The sequence below is a fragment of the Acinetobacter sp. Ac_5812 genome, assembly GCF_013072695.1.
GTDB lineage: Bacteria > Pseudomonadota > Gammaproteobacteria > Pseudomonadales > Moraxellaceae > Acinetobacter.
Window position 1 is genome coordinate 1,014,206 of the sequence record NZ_LXUK01000022.1, and the last position, 23,431, is coordinate 1,037,636.

17 protein-coding genes are annotated in these 23,431 nt (G+C 41.5%); 9 read left to right on the forward strand and 8 right to left on the reverse strand.

Going from position 1 to position 23,431, the window contains the following annotated elements; translation table 11 throughout:
• Positions 1-33: 33 nt before the first annotated feature.
• A complete protein-coding gene (locus A7P55_RS18340; protein ID WP_171553222.1) occupies positions 34-2,064 on the reverse strand; it encodes a TonB-dependent siderophore receptor in 2,031 nt (676 codons plus the stop codon).
• A gap of 189 nt (positions 2,065-2,253) precedes the next feature.
• Positions 2,254-2,871 (reverse strand): LysE family translocator, encoded by a 618-nt coding sequence (locus A7P55_RS18345; protein WP_171553301.1) that lies wholly within the window; start codon positions 2,869-2,871, stop codon positions 2,254-2,256.
• A 152-nt stretch (positions 2,872-3,023) separates the two neighbouring features.
• Between A7P55_RS18345 and A7P55_RS18350 the strand changes: the two genes are divergently transcribed.
• From A7P55_RS18350 to A7P55_RS18360, 3 genes are all read left to right on the forward strand, one after another.
• A complete protein-coding gene (locus A7P55_RS18350) occupies positions 3,024-3,476 on the forward strand; it encodes an Lrp/AsnC family transcriptional regulator (protein ID WP_004653055.1) in 453 nt (150 codons plus the stop codon).
• A 182-nt stretch (positions 3,477-3,658) separates the two neighbouring features.
• Entirely contained in the window at positions 3,659-4,849 is a 1,191-nt protein-coding gene (locus A7P55_RS18355; RefSeq protein WP_171553223.1) for an efflux RND transporter periplasmic adaptor subunit, read from the forward strand.
• A gap of 1 nt (position 4,850) precedes the next feature.
• The gene (locus A7P55_RS18360; RefSeq protein ID WP_171553224.1) at positions 4,851-8,003 is read left to right on the forward strand and encodes an efflux RND transporter permease subunit; all 3,153 of its coding nucleotides are present in this window, start codon (positions 4,851-4,853) and stop codon (positions 8,001-8,003) included.
• Between the two features lie 38 nt (positions 8,004-8,041).
• Here the strand turns inward: A7P55_RS18360 and A7P55_RS18365 are convergent, their stop codons facing one another.
• From A7P55_RS18365 to msrB, 4 genes are all read right to left on the reverse strand, one after another.
• Entirely contained in the window at positions 8,042-8,665 is a 624-nt protein-coding gene (locus tag A7P55_RS18365) for a LysE family transporter (RefSeq protein WP_171553225.1), read from the reverse strand.
• Positions 8,666-8,737: 72 nt separating this feature from the next.
• Positions 8,738-9,544 carry an AraC family transcriptional regulator gene (locus tag A7P55_RS18370; protein ID WP_171553226.1) on the reverse strand — a complete coding sequence of 269 codons (807 nt, stop codon included), beginning with the start codon at positions 9,542-9,544 and terminating at the stop codon, positions 8,738-8,740.
• A gap of 70 nt (positions 9,545-9,614) precedes the next feature.
• A complete protein-coding gene (locus A7P55_RS18375; RefSeq protein WP_171553227.1) occupies positions 9,615-10,103 on the reverse strand; it encodes a glutathione peroxidase in 489 nt (162 codons plus the stop codon).
• Positions 10,100-10,519, reverse strand: coding sequence for a peptide-methionine (R)-S-oxide reductase MsrB (gene msrB / locus A7P55_RS18380; RefSeq protein ID WP_171553228.1), 420 nt, complete (start codon positions 10,517-10,519; stop codon positions 10,100-10,102). Before msrB ends, A7P55_RS18375 begins: the two co-directional genes overlap by 4 nt.
• 240 nt (positions 10,520-10,759) lie before the next feature.
• On the opposite strand from msrB, the gene A7P55_RS18385 reads away from it, so the two are divergent.
• The gene (locus tag A7P55_RS18385) at positions 10,760-12,190 is read left to right on the forward strand and encodes a pyridoxal phosphate-dependent aminotransferase (RefSeq protein ID WP_004807863.1); all 1,431 of its coding nucleotides are present in this window, start codon (positions 10,760-10,762) and stop codon (positions 12,188-12,190) included.
• Between the two features lie 39 nt (positions 12,191-12,229).
• Here A7P55_RS18385 and A7P55_RS18390 read toward each other — a convergent pair whose 3' ends face one another.
• Positions 12,230-13,126, reverse strand: a complete 897-nt coding sequence (locus A7P55_RS18390; RefSeq protein WP_171553229.1) for a tetratricopeptide repeat protein — start codon at positions 13,124-13,126, stop codon at positions 12,230-12,232.
• 215 nt (positions 13,127-13,341) lie between these two features.
• Here A7P55_RS18390 and dnaE point away from each other — a divergent pair, with 215 nt between their 5' ends.
• The 5 genes from dnaE (at position 13,342) to A7P55_RS18415 (ending at position 21,721) form a co-directional block, all read left to right on the forward strand.
• Positions 13,342-16,905 carry a DNA polymerase III subunit alpha gene (gene dnaE / locus A7P55_RS18395; RefSeq protein ID WP_171553230.1) on the forward strand — a complete coding sequence of 1,188 codons (3,564 nt, stop codon included), beginning with the start codon at positions 13,342-13,344 and terminating at the stop codon, positions 16,903-16,905.
• Between the two features lie 13 nt (positions 16,906-16,918).
• A complete protein-coding gene (locus A7P55_RS18400) occupies positions 16,919-17,758 on the forward strand; it encodes an RNA methyltransferase (protein WP_216078082.1) in 840 nt (279 codons plus the stop codon).
• Positions 17,751-18,563: a serine O-acetyltransferase gene (gene cysE, locus A7P55_RS18405; RefSeq protein WP_171553231.1), complete on the forward strand. Its 813-nt coding sequence runs from the start codon at positions 17,751-17,753 to the stop codon at positions 18,561-18,563. Before A7P55_RS18400 ends, cysE begins: the two co-directional genes overlap by 8 nt.
• Before the next feature lie 113 nt (positions 18,564-18,676).
• Entirely contained in the window at positions 18,677-19,576 is a 900-nt protein-coding gene (locus A7P55_RS18410) for an ABUW_2363 family tetratricopeptide repeat lipoprotein (RefSeq protein WP_216078083.1), read from the forward strand.
• Positions 19,577-19,702: 126 nt separating this feature from the next.
• Positions 19,703-21,721 (forward strand): alpha/beta fold hydrolase, encoded by a 2,019-nt coding sequence (locus tag A7P55_RS18415; RefSeq protein ID WP_171553232.1) that lies wholly within the window; start codon positions 19,703-19,705, stop codon positions 21,719-21,721.
• 48 nt (positions 21,722-21,769) lie between these two features.
• On the opposite strand, the gene ahpF is transcribed toward A7P55_RS18415, so the two are convergent.
• On the reverse strand, positions 21,770-23,335 hold the full coding sequence (gene ahpF / locus A7P55_RS18420; protein ID WP_171553233.1) for an alkyl hydroperoxide reductase subunit F: 1,566 nt from the start codon (positions 23,333-23,335) through the stop codon (positions 21,770-21,772).
• Between the last annotated feature and the right edge of the window lie 96 nt (positions 23,336-23,431).

Below are 23,431 nucleotides of genomic sequence, written 5' to 3' on the forward strand. Positions count from 1 at the left end.
GGATTTAGCCTTTTTATTATTTAGGTATAGTGCTTACCACTTATAGTTAACACGTAAATCAACTGAACGACCTGCACCGTAATAACAATAGAATGAACAAGCACTCACATATTTTTTATCGCTTAAGTTCGTTGCATTGACCTGTACATCTAACTGCTTGTTTAACGGGTAACTCGCCATTACATCTATGAGCGTGTAAGACTTCACTTTATAATCTGGATAATATTGCTCATCATTGGTACTTCCCACATAACGCACACCAGCTCCTAAACGTAGTCCATTTAAGAAGGTTGCTTCTGTGAATAAATAACTAAATTTTGCAGCAATTTGATCATTCGGAATTAACGGCGTACGAATGGTTTTCCCACCACCGAGATCCTGTTTTGAATCATTATGTGTATAAGCCAATTGAGTAGACAAGTTATCCGTCAAATTTAGATCGGCCTGAAGCTCAATACCTTTATTGGTTTTCTTACCTGCCTGTGATTGCACATTGGAAGCATCACTAACAAAGGCATTTTTCTCTTTTAAATCAAAATATGCCAGTGTGATTTGTCCATTGATCCAGTCTGGGGCATATTTAACACCCACTTCATATTGTTCGCCTTCATAAGGTTTATAAAAACGACCCTGCCCATCTTTACCTGTAGATGGTCGGAATGAAGTTGAATAACTTAGATAAGGGGAAATCCCCATAGGTGCGTGATACATGAGGCCTGCATTATAACTGGTATGATTAACGTCATAAGCTTTGCTATTATCAACTGTAGATTCCGCCTTATCATGGCGTACCCCAAGATTAACATCGATAAGATCGTTAAAATTAGTTTGGTTAGAAAGATAGACACCCAGTTGTTCTGTTTTAAGATTGTACGGTGATCCTGTTACTGCAAAATCAGGTGTATGTACCGGATTAAACATATCGATTTGAGGAACAAAGCCAAACCCGTTATTCACCCCATCAATTTTGTTATGTTGGTAATCCATACCAAACATGACTTTATTCGAAACAGAACCAAAGTCAAAGTCTTTAACAAGACGGTTATCAACACTATAAGTATCGGAAGTACCATTGGTATAAGAATAACCACGATTAGCCAAACGATTATTATCAGAGCCCCAAGCAAATGTGGTGAGTTGATTTAAATCAAGACGTCCCCAACGAAAATTCTGGCTTGCAACTAAACCATTTTCAAATTCATGAGAAAACTCATAACCAATCGAGGTTTGTTCAAGTTTTGAGTAGTCTCTTTCAGGCTCACCTAAATTAGTTTTAGGATTAATTTTACCATAAGGCGTATCTAGAACCGTCCCATACAATGGCAAGAAGCCAGATGTTGGCACTCCATCTTTTTTCAGAAAACTGGTCAACAATGTGAAATGCGTTCGACCTGTAATGTCCCATGCAAAACTTGGTGCAACATAATAATGATCCATTTCTGAACCTTTTTGCTGACCATCTGCCTGACGGAACAAACCGACCAAACGATAACGAACATCATCGGTTATTACGCCACTATAATCAGCGCCAATCTCACTTTTATCTAAGCTTCCAACCGAATAGGTCACCTCACCTTGTGGGACTAGTTTAGGACGCTTGGATACTAAATTTACATTACCACCGGGCTCAGATGCACCATAGTTAAATGAACTCGCACCTTTGACAATTTCCAAGCGCTCCAAGCCATAAATTTCAGGCTCCCAAACAAAAAAACCGTTCGGCGCTAATGCTGTCCCATCAAGTGTCTGGCTCGCATCAAAACCACGAATCTTAAACCATTGAGATTTATTATCTTTACCATAAGGTTGCGCTAATATCCCAGCTTCATAAAATAAGGCATTGTCCAATTTATCCGCGCCACTGTCTTTAAGCTGTTGCTCAGCAATAATACTTGTAGATAAGGGTTGTTTAAGTAATTCTCCGCCATCTTTAGCCGCAGAACCAACAATAACAATTGTTGGTAAAGTCTGTGTTTCTGCTTGTGAATCTTCTGCAAAAACAGCCGTTGTCCCCATTGAAGCACAAGCCATCATCAGCACTAATGGTTTAAGTTGTCTACCCATGATCTTTATCAGCCGACTTAAAAAATCGCATAATAAATGAGAATTGATATGTTTTACACTATTTTTTACCTATATGTGCCACTGTACAATTTTATGATTTTTGAAACTCGAACCCTATTAAAATTAAGATCATGAATTCAATAATGATAAATTTAAAGCTTTATAAATAGGCAGAATGGAACATTTATTTTAAATTTGCCCAATAAATAGGATTGCTGCGATGAGCATCATCAGTCCGCCCGAAATACGACTGACTGCTTTTACTGCACGCGGTCTACTTCTGAGCAATTTTTTGGCTGCTATCCCAACAAACATATACACCACAGCACAGCTGATTAGGTGAATTAATCCCAGCAAAATAATTTGTGCCGTTGGTGAAAATGCCATTTGTGGATGAATAAACGGTGGCAACAAGGCAAAAAATAACAGCAATACTTTTGGGTTTAAGCCACTAATCCCCACTCCTTTAATCAACCATGAACCTGCTGAATCAAGCGATTGCGTGGCATCGGTCTCAGTTGAAATGGTCGCTGGATGTATAAATAGACCGATGCCCATCCATAACAAATAACAGGCTCCCATGATCGTCATTGCAGTGAGTAAAATCGGATAATGTTGCACCAAAGCGCCCACACCGGCTGCAACACATAAGATCGCCATGAGATGCCCAAACACTAAACCAGTGACGGCATTTAGAATAAATTTACCTTTGATGCCTGCAAGAATGACATAAGCCCAATCGGCGCCAGGCGTTAATACGAATAAGATCGAAACGCACCAAAAAGCAAAAATCACACTAAGTTCCATAAGCAAAGCCCTTCCCACATCGACAATACGACCTTTGATCGTTTTCTTTTTCACCATTTGGTGAAGATTGTTGAGAAAGGATATGCTTTAATGGTGAAAATGTTATTCCAAATACTTCTATATCTTCAAAGCCGGAAGGGAGATTCTTCTAAATGGATCGCATTGATAAGAAAATTATTGCTGAACTACAAGCAAATGGGCGATTATCTATCACAGAACTGGCAGAAAGAATTGGTTTAAGCCTGTCGCCTTGCCATCGTCGTGTTAAAGCATTAGAAGAAAGTGGTGTGATTAAGGGCTATCATGCTGATCTAGAAGCCTCAAAAATTGGCCTTAATTTCTCAGCGATTATCTTTGTCACCTTAAAAGATGGAGATAAAAAAGCACTTTCTAGCTTTGAAGAAAAAGTCATTGAAATTGGCAATGTGATTCAGGCGCAACGTTTATTTGGAAATCCAGATTATTTACTGCATGTTGTTGCTAAAGACTTGGCCAGTTTCCAAAAACTCTACGATGACAGCCTGTCTGCCTTACCGAATGTTCAGCGTTTGACCTCAACCATTGTCATGAAAAATGTGGTCTCCAATCGTTTACTGCCTCTTTAAGCAATAATTATCATTATGGGTAGAATAAAAAGTTCGGGATTGAAGCAATTCACACTTTTCTTAAGCTGAAAAGTCATAAACATAAGCGACTTTATTAATTTTTTTATCTGTCTATGTGCTATTGACCAACTGTTGAAATCTTCGTCTATACTTAGCCATCAAAACTTGATGACTATGGAAAGATGACTTCACAAACTCCCAAGAAAATAAAGATAAAGGGTTGGCTCATTTTAGCAATTGCGGTTGTACTTTTAATGATTGCAGTTGTAGTTTGGCAGACTGGAACTGCTAAAAATTCAGTGATTCCTGAAAAAGCTAAAAACGCAAATACCACCGCACAAAAAGCCGCTTTAACCGTAACAATTGTTCAGCCCCAACAACAAAATTGGGAACAAACCTTTACTGCTAATGGCAACATTGCGGCATGGCAAGAAGTGGTGATTGGCAGCGAACTCTCAGGCCAACGTCTCACCCGTGTGAATGTCAATGTCGGTGATGAAGTGCGTCGTGGTCAGGTCTTAGCTGAAATCAATAGCGAAACCATCCGTGCCGATTTGGCAGCAGCCAAAGCCAGTTATGCAGAAGCTCAAGCAGTACTGGCAGATGCAATTACCAACAATAAACGTATCCAGCAACTGAAAAATACAGGCGCGATTTCAGCGCAAGAGTCTACGCAGTATCAAACCTCACAAGCGACAGCCCAAGCACGTCTGGATGCTGCCAAAGCACAAATCGAAAGCAACCAATTACGCTTAGCACAGACTCAAGTGGTTTCACCTGACAATGGTGTGATTTCTGCCCGTACCGCCACGGTCGGTTCTCTTGCACAAACAGGTCAAGAGCTGTTCCGCTTGATTCGTGATCATCGTTTAGAATGGCGTGCAGAAGTTACCACATCCGATTTGTATAAGCTCAAACAAGGCATGACCGCACATATTGTTTCACCTGACCCTTCGCAACCTGCAGTGACAGGTAAAGTCAGAATGATTGCACCTGTGATTGATCCACAAACCCGCTATGGCTTGGTTTATGTGGATATTCCAACCACACAGGCTGTGCGTATGGGCATGTTTGTTAAAGGTGAATTTGATTTAGGCCTGAAACTTGCATTGACGGTTCCACAAACAGCTCTACTGTTGCGTGATGGTTTTTCCTATGTCTTTATTATCAATGATAAGAATCGTGTCACTCAACAGAAAGTCACTGTTGGTCGCCGTTTGGGAGATCGCGTCGAACTCTTGAATTTACCTGCGAATGTAAAAGTGGTTTCTTCGGGTACAGGTTTCTTAGCAGATGGCGATCTGGTCAGTATCGCCAAAGACATTCCAGAAACACCACTAAGTAAACAACTTGTGACCACACAGGAGAAATAATATGAATTTCTCCGCTTGGTCGATCCGCAATCCAATTCCCGGCATCCTGTTATTTATTATGCTAGGTTTGGCAGGATTGCTCTGTTTTAAATGGATGAAGATCCAGCAGTTCCCCGACATTGAACTCCCCATGGTGACGGTAACTGCAGCACTACCCGGCGCCGCACCACCACAACTTGAAACCGAAGTCGCACGTAAGATTGAAAACTCGATTGCAACCTTGCAAGGTTTGAGAAATCAGTACACCAATATCCAAGATGGTGTCGTCACTGTCACAGCAGAGTTTCAACTAGAAAAACCACTGCAAGAAGCGGTTGATGATGTACGTAATGCAGTGTCTCAAGTTCGCTCTGATTTACCTGCCGATCTAAGAGACCCGATTGTCAGTAAGATCAATCTTTCAGGTTCGCCAATCCTGACTTACACCATCCAATCGCCAAAGATGGATGAAGAAGCGCTGTCATGGTTCGTAGACTATGATATTGCTCGTGCTATGTTACAGGTTAAAGGCGTTGGTGCGGTCGCTCGTGTTGGTGGTGTCACGCGTCAAGTTGAAGTCGAACTCGATCCTGAAAAACTGTTGGCGCTGAATGCAACTGCAACCGACATTACCCGTCAACTACGTTTGATTCAGCAAGATGCTTCTGGCGGCCAAACCAAAATCGGTGGCAGTGAACAATCCATCCGTACCATTGCGACAGTAAAAACAGCTGATGAAATTGGTGCAATGGATATTGCCCTCAGCGATGGCCGACATATTCGTTTGGATCAGGTTGCAACTGTTCGTGATGGTATGGCTGAACGGCGTTCCGCTGCACTGTTAAATGGCCAACCAGTGATTGGCTTCGAAATCACGCGAAGTAAAGGTGCCAGTGAAGTCGATGTAGAAAAGGGTGTTGTCGTCGCATTAGATAAACTCAAAGCGGCACATCCCGATATTAAAATCAACGAAGCCTTTAATTTTGTAAAGCCTGTTCAGGATAACTATGAAGGCTCAATGTCACTGTTGTATGAAGGTGCGATATTAGCGATCTTGGTGGTCTGGTTATTCTTACGCGATTGGCGTGCCACCATCATTGCTGCAACTGCCCTGCCATTATCGATTTTACCTGCCTTAATTGGCATGTATTTCTTTGGTTTTACCCTCAATACAGTGACACTTTTAGCCATGTCATTGGTAGTAGGTATTCTGGTTGATGATGCCATTGTTGAGATTGAAAATATTATCCGGCATTTACGCATGGGAAAAACGCCCTATGAGGCGGCCATGGAAGCAGCCGATGAAATTGGTTTAGCCGTGATTGCCACCACGTTTACATTGATCGCCGTATTCCTACCCACTGCTTTTATGAGTGGTATCGCAGGTAAATTTTTCGTTCAGTTTGGTTGGACTGCGGCTCTTGCGATCTTTGCCTCACTGCTTGTTGCGCGTTTACTCACCCCAATGATGTCCGCCTATATTCTGAAACCATGGGTCGGTAAAGTTGAACAACAGGATGAATCAACAACAGTTCAAACTGCCACTGACCAAGGCACAAGCAGTCTAGCCAAAGACCGTGCTAAAGATGGCAAAGTCATGCGCGGCTATATGCGTTTGGTGACATGGTGTCTGAATCATCGCTGGATCACTTTAGCTGGTGCAATTGCCTTCTTTCTCTGCTCAGTTATGCTGATTCCATTGCTACCTACAGGTTTTGTCCCACCACCCGATACAGGACAAACGCAAGTTCGTTTGGAGCTCACCCCGGGTTCACAGTTTGGAGATACACTTAAGACTGCTGAATATGCACGTACGCTGATTAAAGACCATCCCGAAATTAAAAGCATCTATACCACCATTGGTGGCGGTGCTGCAGGAACAGATCCTTTTGCAGGTGGTGCATCCAGTGAGCCACGTAAGGCAACGCTCACCATTCAAACTACGGAGCGTTCTGATCGTAGTGCTAGCCTACAAGACATTGAAGATCAACTACGCCAACGCCTTGCCCCAGTTCCGGGTGCACGCATTCAGGTTGGTTTAGCGGGTAACAACAGTCAATATCAACTGGCCTTGTCCGGTGATGATCCAGAAGCCTTAATGGCAACGGCACGTAGCCTTGAACGTGAATTACGTACCATTCCGAATGTAGGCAGTATCACCTCAAGCGCAGCTTTGATTCGTCCTGAGTTAGTGATTCGTCCTGATTTTGCCAAAGCGGCTGATTTAGGCGTGACAACTTACGATATTGCTGAGACTTTACGCATCGCGACTGCGGGTGACTTCGATCAAAACTTGGCAAAACTCAATCTATCTCAACGCCAAGTGCCTGTAGTGATTAAACTGCCATTGGCTGCCCGTCAGGATCAGGAGCTCATGAAACGCCTGATGGTGAAAGGTAGTCGAGGTCCTGTGATGCTCGGTACCATTGCAGACGTTAATATCGAGAGTGGTCCATCACAAATTGACCGCTTTAACCGCTTGCGTAATATCAATTTTAATATTGAGCTAAATAATCAACCTTTAGGGGATATTGCTGCCAAAGTCGATCAACTACCGACCATGAAGAATCTCCCCCCTACGGTAAAGCGTACCAATATTGGTGATGCTGAGGTGATGCAGGAACTGTTCTCTAGTTTTGGTTTAGCGATGCTCACAGGTGTTTTATGTATCTACGTGGTATTGGTATTGTTATTTAAAGACTTTTTACAGCCAATTACCATTCTTGTGGCCTTACCTTTGTCTCTGGGCGGTGCATTTGTGATGCTGCTGTTAGCCAAGAGTAGCTTCTCAATGCCGAGCTTGATTGGTCTGATTATGCTGATGGGGATTGCCAGTAAGAACTCGATTCTACTGGTCGATTACGCGATTATCGCAAGGAATGAAAAGCATTATTCGCGATTCAATGCATTATTGGATGCCTGCCATAAACGGGCACGCCCGATCATCATGACTACGCTGGCAATGGGTGCAGGAATGCTGCCAATTGCGCTCGGGATTGGTACCGATCCGAGTTTCCGTGCACCAATGGCAATCTCTGTTATTGGTGGGTTGATTACCAGTACCTTCTTATCATTATTGGTGATTCCTGTGGTGTACACCTTTATCGATGATATCAATCGCAAGATCCATAGCTTTAGGAAAACACCACATCAACCTGTTGAACCCACTCAATAAGCTTGCATAAAAAGACGGTCAAATGACCGTCTTTTTATTTAATATATGATCAGTACCAGCATAAACAACAAAAAACTGAATCCTGCTAAATAATATAAATGACGCAGATGCCGATTCAACCACGACATATAAATACTTGAACCGATCAATTGAACAATAGCAAGATTCCAGATCAACACTAACCCCACCATCCAAAAGCTAACCAAAACATTTTGAACAAAATCATATTGAGGATAAATCAAGATTACCAATACCGTATAGAACATCAAATTTTTCGGGTTTAACAAACTTGAAAGTAGGCCTGATAGAAAAGCCTTCAACTCAGCATACTTTTGCGGTTGATCAACGCGTTGTTCAGCAAGTTGATTAACCCTCTGTGCTGATTGAGCCAAACGGAAACATTGAAAAACCAGATAAGCAAAATAAACAACACCCAACCACTTCATAAGGATGAATAACGCTGTATTCACCTGACCAATGATAAATAGACTTAAATAAATGCTAATCAATATGATTGCATTCCCCAGTGCAATACCTGCACAGGTGAATCTCGCGGCCTTTTTCTGGCTCTGTAGCAAAGTTTTCAAAATTAAAAAGAAATCTGCGCTGGGTGTCAGTAACGCAATAAAATGCGTGATGGCGATGGTTAGAAAAAGCTCCATACATGCTCTCCAAATGAATCGGAGTCAGCTTAGAAAATTGCGGTGTTTCGTTCTTGTATAAAATTGCGTGGGCTAAGATTTTTTATAATATTGCTTGGGGGTTATGCCTGTGTGTTGCTTAAAAACGCGATGAAAATGACTTTGATCGGTAAAATTGAGTTCGTATGCCAATCGTGCTAAATCACCATCAGGTTCTCTTAAACGCTGCCGAGCTTGGTTTACCTTATAGTTCAACTGATAAGCATGTGGGGTTAAGCCAAAGTAATATTTAAATAAACGGATTAATGCATAACGACTTATATTCATCTTTTCGGAAAGATCGTGCAGAGACAAATTCTCAATATTGCCTTCAAGACACTCCAATAAGTCTGGAAGATACTGCTGAAAATAATGAGAGGAATGTATCTTTTCCCAATGAAAACTCGGTATTAGAATCTCTGTTAAGGTTTGAATTAAACACTGTTCTTTTTCGAGTGCTGAAATCTGCTCGTTAAATAGTAACCGATTCAAAGCTGTAAATGCGTCGTAAGCTTTTACACCATGAACAATAGTTGGTCTTAACTGAGGGAGATATATTGTTTGTCGATCAATCTCTAAAGCAATAGCTTGGTGCAGCTCTTCAATCAAGGTCGTTAACCAAGTAGCATCCAAATGCATCATCTGGTAACTCCATGCCTGATTTGGCAAAGGATTACAGGAGTGTTCTACATGCGCAGGAATAACCACCAAAGTCCCTGCCTGAATGACTTGCTCTTGTGCAAAAGTACTTGAAAAGCGGCTCTGTCCTGTGTCAACAGCACCGATTGAAAAAGTAGGATGACTGTGAGATTTATAGCAGATTCGACTTTGACATGCCCTACGCGTTTCAACATAAGGCATGTTTGGATCACTCCAGAATTCGACAGTTGAGTCCAAATGAATTCAAACCTCAACCAAAAACTTTGCTCATTTATTTCTTCGCCAATGCTTTTTCAATATCAGCTTCTAAGGCATCTGGCTTCGTGGTTGGCGCATAACGCTCTAAAACCTCACCATTACGCCCTACCAAGAACTTAGTAAAGTTCCATTTGATATTTCGGCTCCCCAAAAGACCTTTTGCCTCACGAGTCAAATAACGAAAAATCACATGTGCTTCAGGTCCTTTCACATCCACCTTGGCAAACATAGGAAAACTCACCCCATAATTACGCTGGCAGTATGCGCCAATTTCCTTATTTGTCCCCGGATCCTGTCCTCCAAATTGATTGCACGGAAATCCTAAAACCTCTAGACCTTGAGCGTTATATTTTTCATAAAGTTTCTCAAGTCCCGCAAACTGCGGAGTAAAACCACACTTGCTTGCAGTATTTACAATCAGCATGACCTTGCCTTTATAATCAGCGAGCGCTTTTGTTTCTCCCTCTAACAATTCAGCTTCAAACTGATAAATGTTACTCATGGATACGTTTCCTCGTCGTTCTTTTCTTCTGTTTTAAGTTGTAATGATGCCGAATTCACGCAATAACGCAGTCCTGTCGGCTGTGGACCATCCTCAAACACATGGCCCAAATGTGCATCGCAATCATGGCAGACAATTTCAGTTCTGACCATACCATGCGACACATCTTCATGTTCTTCGATTGCAACGCTGTCAATAGGCCTAAAAAAGCTCGGCCAACCACAACCACTATCGTATTTTGTTTCTGAAGAGAACAATTCCGCACCGCAACAACGGCAAACATAAGTGCCATGTTGTTTATTGTTCCAATATTGTCCTGTAAATGCGGGTTCAGTGCCCTTTTGACGAGTTATGCGGTATTCTTCAGATGATAATTCTCTTTGCCATTCCCGGTCTGTTTTATTCACTTTTCCCATAACCTGCACCTTTTATTCTGATGTTAGAACTATCTTAATGATCAGGTTTTATATTTACGCCATTCAAAAAAAAAACTCTAGTCTCAGATCGTATAATTTGGTGAAATTTAAGCAATAAAACCATAAAAAGCAAAAAGAAAGCAAATTAAATTTATAAAGTAAGCAATTTTTAATAATATTGTCTTTTAAGTAAGCAAATATGGTGTTATTCTAATTTCGCACGGTTGTATAGGACAAACAATGTCTCAGAAAAAAAGTGTGGTTTTCCAAAATCTATTACCAACCATCAGACAATATCAACAATCAGGTTTTACCCACGAAAAAATTGTTGAATTGCTGAGAGATCAACACGATCTAAATTTGGTAAGCGTTGAAACCTTTAAAAGTTATTTATACCGATATGCAAAAGTGAATCCAGCTATGTCAAAAAATACTGTTGTTCCCCAGTCTAATCAATCAAGCCGAGAAATTAAAAAATCATCTAAGCTTGAGCATGTTTGTTACGACATTCGTGGACCAGTATTACGCGCCGCCAATGAAATGGAGGAGCAAGGGCACAAGATCATCAAGCTAAATATCGGCAACCCTGCACCTTTTGGTTTCGAAGCACCACAAGAAATTATTAATGATGTTGCATTAAACCTGCCCAATGCAATTGGCTATACCGACTCAAAAGGGATTTTCCCTGCACGTAAAGCCATCTGTCAGTATTACCAGCAGAAAGGCATCTTTGATATGCATGTCAATGATGTGTATGTCGGTAATGGTGTTTCTGAACTGATCGTGATGGCAATGCAAGGTCTGCTTGATGACGGTGATGAAATGCTGGTGCCTATGCCCGACTACCCTTTATGGACGGCAGCAGTAAATCTTTCAGGGGGCACTGCAGTTCACTATAAATGTGATTCTGAAAACTACTGGTATCCTGACATTGCAGATATGGAAAGCAAAATCACACCGAATACGCGTGGTATTGTGATCATCAATCCGAACAACCCGACAGGTTCGGTGTATCCACGTCATGTGTTAGAGCAAATTGTTGCGCTAGCGAAAAAGCATGATCTGATTTTATTTGCCGATGAAATCTACGACAAAATCGTTTATGACGGCATTGAGCATGTGGCTGTTGCTGCTCTAGCTGGTGATCAACTGTGTATTTCATTCAATGGTTTATCAAAAGCGTATCGTATCGCAGGTTATCGTGCAGGATGGATGGCAATCACGGGCAATAAAGCGCGTGCTGCAGACTATATTGAAGGCTTAGATATGCTGGCTTCAATGCGTTTATGTGCCAACCACCAAGCGCAATATGCCATTCAAACTGCTTTAGGTGGCTACCAGTCAATTAATGATCTCATTCGACCAGGTGGCCGTTTATACGAACAACGTAATATTGCGTGGGAAATGCTGAATGAGATCCCAGGTGTGAGTTGCGTTAAACCTGATGGGGCGATGTACTGCTTCCCGAAACTTGACCCAACAATTTATCCAATTGAAGATGATGAAAAATTAATGCTGGATTTATTAAGAGCAGAGAAAGTTCTCTTAGTACAAGGCACAGGGTTTAATTGGCCAACACCAGATCACTTCCGCGTGGTGTTCTTACCTGCTGAAAATGAACTACGTGAAGCGATCAATCGCTTGAGTCGCTTCTTAGCCAAGATGCGTTAATAAAAAAAGCCCCCTTTAACTTATGGGGGCTTTTTTTATTTAAGAATCAGAATCCTGTAACTCATCCCACTGTGCTTCATATTCTTTCGATTTTTTTAGATTTTTAGTCAAGCCATAACCACCTTTTTCATATAACCGAGCCAAATCCAGCAAGGCTTCGTCCTCACCTTGTGCCACCGCAAGCTCATAAAATTCTGCTGCTTTTTTATAATTCTTTGCAACACCTTTGGCCTCTTCATGGATATAAGCGATATTAGAAGAACCCAAACCATTTCCTGCGCCAGAAGCCAAACTAAATAAACGTAAAGCTTCTTTATAGTCTTGTTTTAATCCGGCCTTGCCCTCTAAATAAAAAATACCTAAGTTATTAATGGCAGAGGACTCTTCTTGTTTCGCAGCTAACTGATAATAATGCAGTGCTTTTTTGATATCTTGTGCTACACCTTCCTCACCATCATTATATAAATGACCGAGTTCAGCTTGCGCCATATCCAAACCAGCATCAGCTGACTTGGTCATCCACTCCACTCCTTTTTTGGTATTTACACTCACACCATCATCACCATAGAGATACAAATAACCTAAATAGTATTGCGCATAGAGCTGACCCTTTTGTGCCGCTTGGGTATACCACTTCAAAGCAGTTGGATTATCTTCTTCTGTGCCTTCGCCATAATCATACATATAGCCAACTGAAAAAATCGCATCTGCATTACCTTTTGCTGCCGCTTTTTTAAACCATTCTAGTGCTTTACCAAAATCTTGATCAATCTCGTTTCCATAATAATAAGCATCACCTAAATTGTTCTGTGCAGTCGCATCACCCGCTTTCGCTTGTTGTACCAGTTCTTGGCTAAAGGACACATCATCTGCATGACTGAAGGTAAATAAACTACTAGTCAATAATATTGAAAATACGATGCTTTTTAATTTCATTATTTCGCTCACATTGCTACATTTTTATTCGATTACATTCTAGCGGTAAAACACTTTGTGTAAATAGATATTTATATCTACTGAAAAATCAAAAACTAATTTTTAATATTTTATAAAAATAACAAAGCAAACACACGGTTTGCCAAAATATTAAGCATGTCATTTTCGGTTTGCATGCTAAACTATGCGTTGCTTTAAAAAAGGATAGTCCTTCTATGCGGTTTGTTCATCTCGGTATCCACACAGAATTTTCGATCACGGAATCGATTGTTCGCATACCTGATTTGGTCAAGGCTGCCGTAACAAACGAAATGCCCGCATTAGCATTGACTGACTTATCCAATCTACATGCTGCAGTCAAGTTTTATGAATCCTGCTTAAAAAAAGGGATTAAGCCTATTCTAGGCAGTGTCATTCGCTTAAATGATGCTGAACATCGTGCAACCTTATTGGCCATGAGCAGTACAGGTTGGCGTAATCTGACTGAAATCGTGTCGCGCGGTTTTATTGAAGGCCAGCAACTCAGTCTCCCTTGTGTACAAAAAGAATGGGTACTTGAGCAAGCTGAAGATCTAATCATCTTACTAGGCCAACACAGTGATGTTGGTAAAATGCTCTGCTCTTCCAATCCACAAAAAGCAGAACCTTTATTAGAAGCATGGATTGAAAAGTTTGGAAATCGTGTCTATTTAGCTTTAACACGGACTGAACGTGTTGGTGAAGAGGATTTCATTCAGCAAGCAGTCAAACTTGCCGCCAAATATCAAATTGGTGTGGTCGCACATAATGATGTGCACTTTGTTAAGCAAGATGATTTTGAAGCACATGAAGCTCGTGTTTGTATCGCCGACGGCTATGTACTAGGTGATGATAAACGTCCTAAAAACTATAGTACTGAACAGTATTTCAAAACTGGCAAGCAAATGTCTGAGCTATTCTCAGATATTCCAAGTGCGATTGAAAATACCTACCATATTGCAAGACGTTGTAATGTTGCATTGCAACTGGGTACTTATTTCTTACCTGACTTCCCGATTCCTGATGGCTATACCATCGACACTTATTTCGAGCATTTATCTCGTACAGGCTTAGAAGAGCGTTTAAATCATCTTTATCCAATTGAAGAACGTGATGAGGATTGGGCTGAGATTCGAAAGCCTTATGATGAACGGATCAAATACGAAGTTGATATCATTCTCAAAATGGGATTTCCTGGCTACTTCCTGATCGTCATGGACTTTATTCAATGGGCCAAAAATAATGGGGTGCCTGTCGGACCCGGCCGTGGTTCAGGTGCAGGTTCGTTGGTTGCCTACAGTTTAAAAATTACTGACCTTGATCCATTACGATATGATTTGCTGTTTGAACGTTTCTTAAACCCAGAACGTGTTTCGATGCCCGATTTCGACGTCGATTTCTGTATTGCTGGCCGTGACCGTGTGATTGAATATGTGGCCCAAAACTATGGCCGCCAAGCAGTATCACAGATTGCCACCTTCGGTACCATGGCAGCAAAAGGTGCGATTCGAGATGTGGCACGTGTCTTAGGTAAGTCTTATGGTCTTGCTGACCGTATTTCAAAAATGATTCCAACAAAACCGTTGGGTGTCGATTTGGTCACAGCGATTGACATGGAACCACAGCTTAAAGATATCGTCACCAACCCATCCAACCCTGACAATGATGATGCTGCTGAAATCTGGGAAATGGCACTCAAACTTGAAGGTATTACCCGTAATACAGGTAAACATGCAGGTGGTGTCGTTATTGCGCCAGGAAAAATTACTGATTACTCTGCAGTACTGTGTGATGCAGACGGTACTAACCGTGTCGCACAATACGATAAAGATGACGTAGAAGCAGCAGGTCTGGTTAAGTTTGACTTCTTGGGCTTGCGTAACCTGACCGTGATTGAAGATGCGGTTCAAAATATTAATAAAAGAATTAAGTCTGAAATACCGCTTAATATTGCCAATGTCCCCTTAGATGACAAAGATGCGTATCTGGTCTTTGCCAATGCCAATACCACTGCGGTATTCCAGTTTGAATCCGTCGGCATGAAAAAAATGCTCAAGGAGGCAAGACCAAGCAAATTTGAAGAAATTATTGCCTTCGTATCCTTATATCGACCGGGTCCTATGGATCTTATTCCTGACTTCATCCATCGTATGCATGGTGGTGAGTTTGAATACCTACATCCTTTGCTGGAAGGCGTGTTAGAACCAACCTACGGGATTATGGTTTACCAAGAACAGGTGATGCAGGCTGCGCAGTTCTGCGCAGGTTATACCCTTGGTGGTGCGGATTTACTACGTCGTGCCATGGGTAAAAAGAAACCTGAAGAAATGGTCAAACAGCGCCAGATCTTTATTGAAGGTGCGTCGAAAAAAGATATTGATGAAGCTACAGCTAACCATATTTTCGACTATATGGAAAAATTCGCAGGTTATGGTTTTAACAAATCACATGCCGCAGCTTATGCCCTAGTTGCCTATCATACGGCTTGGTTAAAAGCACATTACCCTGCTGAGTTTATGGCGGCCGTTTTATCATCGGAAATGCAGAATACCGACAGTATCGTCTTCTTGATTGACGACTGCCGTAATAACAAACTTGAAGTACTGCCACCTTCCGTGAATATGTCTTTGTATCATTTCCATGCTAGCGATGAGCAAACCATTGTGTATGGTTTAGGCGCGATCAAAGGTGTAGGTGAACAGGCAATGCAATCGGTCATCGACTCACGAATTAACGAAGGTCCATATAAAGATTTATTTGATTTTTGTCATCGTATTGATCTGAAAAAAATCAATAAACGTACCTTAGAAGCCTTGATTCGTGCAGGTGCGCTGGATTGTCTTGGTATTGAACGTTCCAGCTTAATGGCCCAATTGCCTGAAGCGGTTCAAGCAGCTGACCAAGCCCGAAGCAATCGTGAAACAGGCATCATGGACTTGTTTGGTGAAGTTGAAGAAGTTCAACGTAAACCTGCCAAGCCTGTAAAACCATGGGCTGATGAAGTTCGTCTCAAAGGTGAAAAAGACACGCTTGGCTTGTATCTCACAGGTCACCCAATTGATGTTTATCGCCCTGAATTAAAATCATTCATTTCTGCCAAACTGAATGAACTCACCCCAACACGTCGTGGCGTAACTACGGTTTTTGCAGGTCTGGTGGTTGATATTGCCAACTTCCCAAACCGTATCATGATCACACTCGATGATGGTACAGCACGTGTTGAAATTAGCTGTAACCATGAGCGTTTCCAACGCTATAAAGATATTGTTCGTTTAGAACAGGTTGTGGTGATTGAGGGTGAAATTTACGAGCGTGAAGGCTTTGATCGCCCGATGGCACGATTAAGTAAAGCTTTTAATTTGAATGAAATTCGCCAAAAACGGGCACAAAGCATTCAAATTCGCCTCCCTCAAGATTTGATGACCAAATCTTTGGCTAAGGATCTACAGGCAATCCTGTTACCTTATTGTAATATCGATATGTGTCAGCATATTGGTCTGCAAATCTTGCTTGAACAAAGCTTCGCAACTGCTGAATTACATTTAGGTGCACAATGGAAAGTTGTGCCATTAGATGAATTGCTTGGAAAGTTACGCGATTATTTTGGTAAAGAAACCATTTTCATTGAATACCAAGTGAAATCGAAGGCTGCAAAAGTAGCTGAAGCGCCCAAAATTGCAACTATAGCTCCTCCAACAGACAATATGTCTATGGATGAAGCACTGGATCTTTATCAAGCTGAAGTCTCTCAATACTCTTAATTTTGGATAATATATGAACCTGTTTGACTCAAACAACGTGTCCAAACATTTGGATCATGTGCGTATTGTTATGGTCAATACCACCCTACCAGCCAATATTGGTAGTGCCTTACGTGCAATGAAAACCATGGGTTTATCAAAACTTGTACTGGTCGCACCTAAGACTTATCCACATCCAGATATTGGTGCGCTGGCAGCAGGTGCACAAGATTTAATTGAAAAAATTGAAATTGTTGAAACCTTAGAGCAAGCCATTCAAGATTGCCATATGGTATTTGGAACCAGTGCGCGTAGTCGTACGATTCCATGGCCATTGCTAGATGTTCGACCTGCTGCAAAAGAAGCATTAGATGCTGCAACCAAACAACAAAATATTGCAATTGTGTTTGGGCGTGAAGATCGTGGACTCACCAATGAAGAATTAGCCCTAGCCAATTATCACTTAACCATTCCAGTCAATCCTGAATATGGCGTGCTCAATGTCGCGCAAGCGATTCAAGTGATCTGCTATGAGTTAAGAATGGCTGCGCTTGAACAAAATACTCAGCTTCAAGACCAGCCAGATGACCACATGCAACTAAAGCAACAACAAAGCATGGAATGGGATGAACCATTGGTTACACAACAACAAATGGAACAGTTTTATCCTCATTTAGAAAAAATGTTGACTGAAATTGAGTTTTTAGATCCAAATAATCCCCGTTTACTCCCATTACGCTTGCGTCGTCTATTTGGAAGGATACAATTAGATCGTATGGAGTATCATTTATTACGGGGCATCTTTAGCCGCGTACAGGCATTAGCCCAAGGTTCATGGAAAAAGACCAATACGGAGGATCATAATCATGATTAAACAGCTAAAAGAAGATATCGAAGCTGTATTTGCGCGTGATCCTGCGGCCCGCAATACATTAGAAGTTCTCACCACCTATCCAGGTATCCATGCACTGATTATGCATCGCATGGCACATGAGCTCTGGAAAAAAGAATATAAAGGCACTGCCCGCCTTCTTTCTTCTTTTAGCCGCTTTGCAACTGGTATTGAGATTCATCCGGGTGCAAAAATCGGTAAGCGATTTTTTATCGATCATGGCATGGGGGTGGTGATTGGTGAAACAGCTGAGATCGGTGATGATGTAACGCTTTATCATAGTGTCACCTTAGGTGGGACTACATGGAATAAAGGCAAACGTCATCCAACACTTGAAGATGGTGTGGTTGTTGGTGCTGGTGCAAAAATCTTAGGCCCATTTACAGTACATAAAGGTGCAAAAGTCGGCTCAAATGCAGTTGTAACCAAAGAAGTACCTGCCGGTGTAACTGCTGTAGGTAACCCTGCCCGTTATATTTTCAAAGACAAAAGTCAAATTGAGCAAGACGAAGTCAATCGTCGTGATTATGCAGAAACTATTGGTTTCGAACCTTATGCGACAACACAAGATCAGTCAGATCCTATTTTAGAAGGCATTCGGGTTTTACTCGATCGTATGCAAAAAAATGAAAAACGTATGAACGTACTTTGCCAACGTCTGTCTGAACTTGACCCGAGCTTCACCTCGCAAAGTTCAAAAACTCAACCATTGAGTAAAGAAGAACTCAAAATTATTGAAGAAGTTAGACGTGAGTGCGAAGCACAGAACAAAACTTCGGCAACATAATCGAATATATAAGAAATGTAACAAGCTTATCATTGCAAGTTGGTTTTGCTTTTCCTAGACTGTTGAAACCAACGATCTACTTCTCATTTAACTAAAATTAATGGATGTAAAGCATGAATTTTAAGCCTTTGGCATTACTTGTACTTTCAACTTCTTTTTTGACGGCTTGTGGTATTGCCCCAGTTAAAAAAGAAACGGTTGCTGAACCCTTTGTGTTTAAGGAACCAGACCCAACTCCTGCTTTCTATGCTTTAAATCCAATCAAATATGATGCACCACCAAGTTTTGAAGTTGCAATTAAAGATGCGGCGGCTCAACCTGTTACAAAGATGGTCGTGTCATTACAAAACGATCCATCAAAATCAACAACGCTAGATATCAACAAACTGATTATTCCAACAACTGACAGCAAACAACGCAGCATGAAATATGCGGTTCTTGCTGGTGATAATGAAGTTGACGTCACTGAAATTGATGATTTCTTACAATTGGTTGAAGGCAAAGCACGCCACTACCCACCTCGCTTCCCAGAACGTCAAGAACGTAAAGGCTATGAAGTAAAGCTAAAAGAAACCACTCAACAATTGGATGCTTTAGCTGAAAAGCCAAATGCGTCTCTTGATGTATTGACACGTGCTTTCAAGGCAAGTGTGATGGCACGTAACCTCGACTTAGGTACCGCTTACACCTCAAAATCCTTGACTTATGCACAACGTATTCTTGCAATTAACCCAAATGACCCAGAAACTAACTTCTGGTTTGGTTTTGGCTTGTCTGAAGGTGGCGGTCAACGTGAAGCCATTCCATATTTAGACAAAGCCATGAAAGGTGGTGTTCAAGAAGCTTATCTTTCTGCTGCCAACAACTATCTCTGGTTAGAGCAAAAGAAAAATGCGATTCAAACTTTGAAAAACTACAAAGTAAGCTACCCTGATGAAGCGGAAGTGACTGATCGCTTAATCAAAGAAGTTGAAACTGGAAAACGTTGGAACATGTGGCAAGTTCTGAATTAATTGAGCTTATAGAATCGCATTACAAAAATAGACTGCTGTGTGCAGTCTATTTTTTTATCTATGATTGAAAAAACATTCGATTTTCGTATTATAGCTACAATCTTCCAGCGAACTTGCTGACATACCATGCTAGCATTTACACCGAATAAGCGTCTATTTTTTATCTCTCTCCTAAGCACCGTCGTGATGAGTGGCTGCCAAGTTGTCAGTATCAAACAACAAGCGCTCAATGTGACGATTGCCAACGAACGTAATAGCATTCTTACGCAAAAAAAACTCAGTGAAGCCAGCCTCAATGTCTTGTCGATGTCTGGTAAAGAGGCCAAAGTGTGTATGCAAACACCAAATGAGTGCATTGCAGATCTACACAAAATTCCGCAAATTCAGGATGAGCAACTTTTATCTACAGCAAGCGAACTCTATCTCTCAAAAGCGCTGAGTCTCTCTGACGCATCCGAATGCAAGATCAGCAAACTGACAAAACACAAACCTGAAGAAGAACAGAAAGCCATACAAAAGACATACGAGCAATGCTTAGATCAAGAGCTTGAAGCTTTAGATAAAAGCATCCGTTATAGCTATGCCTATTTGTTCAAAACGGCACGACAACCGCAAGAACGCATTTTTGATAACCGTCAGGTCCAGATTCGAGACTTTTACAACCAAGCTTTAACCAAATTGGTGAATGTGCATAGTTTAAGAAATCCTTCTAAAACCATTAACCCTACCATTCAAATTGGTAAAAGCACCTATACAATAGACATTCAATCCTATCAACGCTTACAAAATATGAAGCTGGAGAAATTTATTTCCAGCTATAACATGAACTTTTCAGGCTTAAGAGCCATTAACCGCCGTGATGGTTTCGGTTCAGATTTCGTAGCAGTGTTTCCTTCAACAGATGCAGCCCATGGCGAAAATAAATATATTCTTGATCCGTTAAGTTATAGCTATCCCAATGGACTTAACCCTAATATTCATAAAGCACGTTATTTAGCTGCAACCATTATTGCGCAACCCAAGAATGCAGCCGCAACTATTAATGATGTTTTAAATAATCCAAACTTTGAAGTAAAAGTCTATGACCCTTATAGCGTAGAGAAAGTCAGTATTGCAGGTAAAGAATATTCGCTTGCAGCCAATTTCTCTGCACCTTATGGACTTTGGTTAGCTGAGAATAATTTAGGTGCAGCGGCTTATTTAACTTTAATTGATCGTGATCAGCATTTGACCATGCCACATCTCTATATGCTTGAACCGTATAATCCGAATAAGAAAGTGATTGTATTGGTTCATGGCCTTGCCAGCAGTCCAGAAGCATGGATTGCAGTGACCAATGATATTATGGGTGATGCGGTCCTACGTGAGCATTATCAAGTCTGGCAAGTGTTTTACTCCACCAATATGCCGATTCTGGAAAGTCGCTTCCAGATTTACGCACTGTTAAAACAAGCTTTTGGCTCTTTAAATAATAAAGATGCAGCAGCCCAAGATGCGGTTTTAATTGGACATAGTATGGGAGGCATTATCAGTCGACTCTTAGTAAGCAATGCTGATATTTCCAAACAGGCGCTCACCATGATGAGTAGCCGTCAACAAACGCGTTTACGCAAGCATCCTGTGATAGGTGAACGACTCAAAATGCAGCCCATTACTAATTTTGATCGTGCCATTTTCTTAGCTGCTCCACATAAAGGAACTGACTTTGCCGATCGTTGGTTTACACTGGCAGCACGTAAAATCATCAAACTCCCTGCAACCTTCTTGACCACTTTGGCAGATACACTCACCAGTGATGATATGGATTTAAAAGAATTCGTTAAAACCCTGACCAATGATGTAATTCAAAATGGGCCAAGTGATTTGAGTAAAAAATCCAAATTTATGGAATTAACCGCCTCTATTCCACCAGAAAATGGACTGGTTTTTCACTCAATTATGGGCAACATTACCAAGAGTGATGATCCAAATGTCATTACAGACGGGATTGTTCCTTATAAGAGTGCGCATTTAGATGGTGCTGTTTCCGAGAAGATTTTCACGGGCGGCCATTCAATTCAAGAGACCCCAGAAGCAGTTCTAGAATTACGTCGTATCTTGCGTGAACACCTTGTCGATCACGGTTTATATAAACCGAAGAACTAAACGCAATAAAAAAGCCCCAAATAATTGGGGCTTTTTTTAAGCGATTACTTACATACCAGAACGAATCATATAATCAAAGGCAGACAGCGATGCTTTCGCGCCTTCACCTGTGGCAATGATGATTTGCTTGTACGGCACTGTGGTACAGTCACCTGCGGCAAATACACCTTTGACATTGGTTTCGTTGCGATCATTAATCACAATCTCTCCACGGTTACTCAATTTAACCGCACTGTTCTTCAAGAAATCCGTGTTTGGTAATAAACCAATTTGTACAAAGATCCCTGCAAGCTCGACTGTGTGTTCAACCTCAGTGGCACGATCTTTATATTTCAATGCCGTTACTTGTGAACCATCACCCACCACTTCAGTACTGAGTGCATTTAAGATCACAGTGGTATTTGGCAAGCTATATAACTTGTCCTGCAATACTTGGTCTGCACGAAGTTTGGTATCAAACTCAACCAAAGTCACATGCTCAACAATGCCTGCAAGGTCAATGGCTGCTTCGACACCCGAGTTACCACCACCAATCACGGCAACACGTTTGCCTTTGAATAATGGACCATCACAGTGTGGGCAGTACGCAACACCACGAGTACGGTATTCAGCTTCGCCCGGTACATTCATTTCTCTCCAACGAGCACCTGTAGACAGGATAATGGTTTTCGATTCAAGCTTGGCACCATTTTCCAATACCACTTCAACCAGACCATTGGCCGTTTGATCTGCACCGGTGATCTTGCTGACACGTTGCAAGTTCATGATGTCCACACCGTACTCACGGACATGTGCTTCCATGTCTTGGGCGAACTGAGGACCTACCGTTTTTTGAACCGTGGTAAAGTTCTCAATGTCCATGGTATCCATTACCTGACCGCCAAAACGTTCAGCCACGATACCCGTTTTGATGCCTTTACGTGCAGCATAGATTGCTGCAGTACCACCCGCAGGACCACCACCAATCACCAACACATCAAATGCATCTTTGGCGTTGATTGCGGCGGCATCTTTCTCAGCTGAATTACTATCCAGTTTCGCTACAATTTCTTCCAAAGTCATACGACCTTGACCAATATGCTGGTTGTCTTGGAATACCATCGGTACAGCCAAGATTTTGCGTTCTTCGACTTCGTCTTGGAAGAAAGCACCATCTATCATGGTTGCTGTGGTATTTGGATTGTTGATCGCAATCAAGTTTAAAGCTTGAACCACATCTGGACAGTTATGGCAACTGAGCGAGACAAATACATCAAAGTTCGCTGTTAAGTTTAAGCCTTTGATCTGAGTGAGTACTTCATCAGATACTTTAGGCGCATAACCAGACACTTGTAACAATGCCAAGATCAAAGACGTAAACTCATGTCCCATCGGTAAGCCAGCAAAGAACACACGTGGTTGTTCACCTACTTTGGCCACACCAAAACTAGGACGGCGAGCGTTTGAACCGTCAAAACGCGCCGTAACTTGGTCAGAAAGTTCAGCAATTTCCGTCACGAGTTCTTTAATTTTTTCTGCTTTGTCCGAGTCATCTAAAGCAGCAACCAACTCGATTGGACTTTCTAAACGTTCTAAGTAAGCTTTTAATTGAGTTTTAATATTTTGATCTAACATGTATTTCTCCAAAGGCTAAGGCTTTTAAATCAGCTAAATTCATTCAATGGGGCTATCGTACTCAAAAGTATAGAATAGGTAAAACAGTATGTTTTT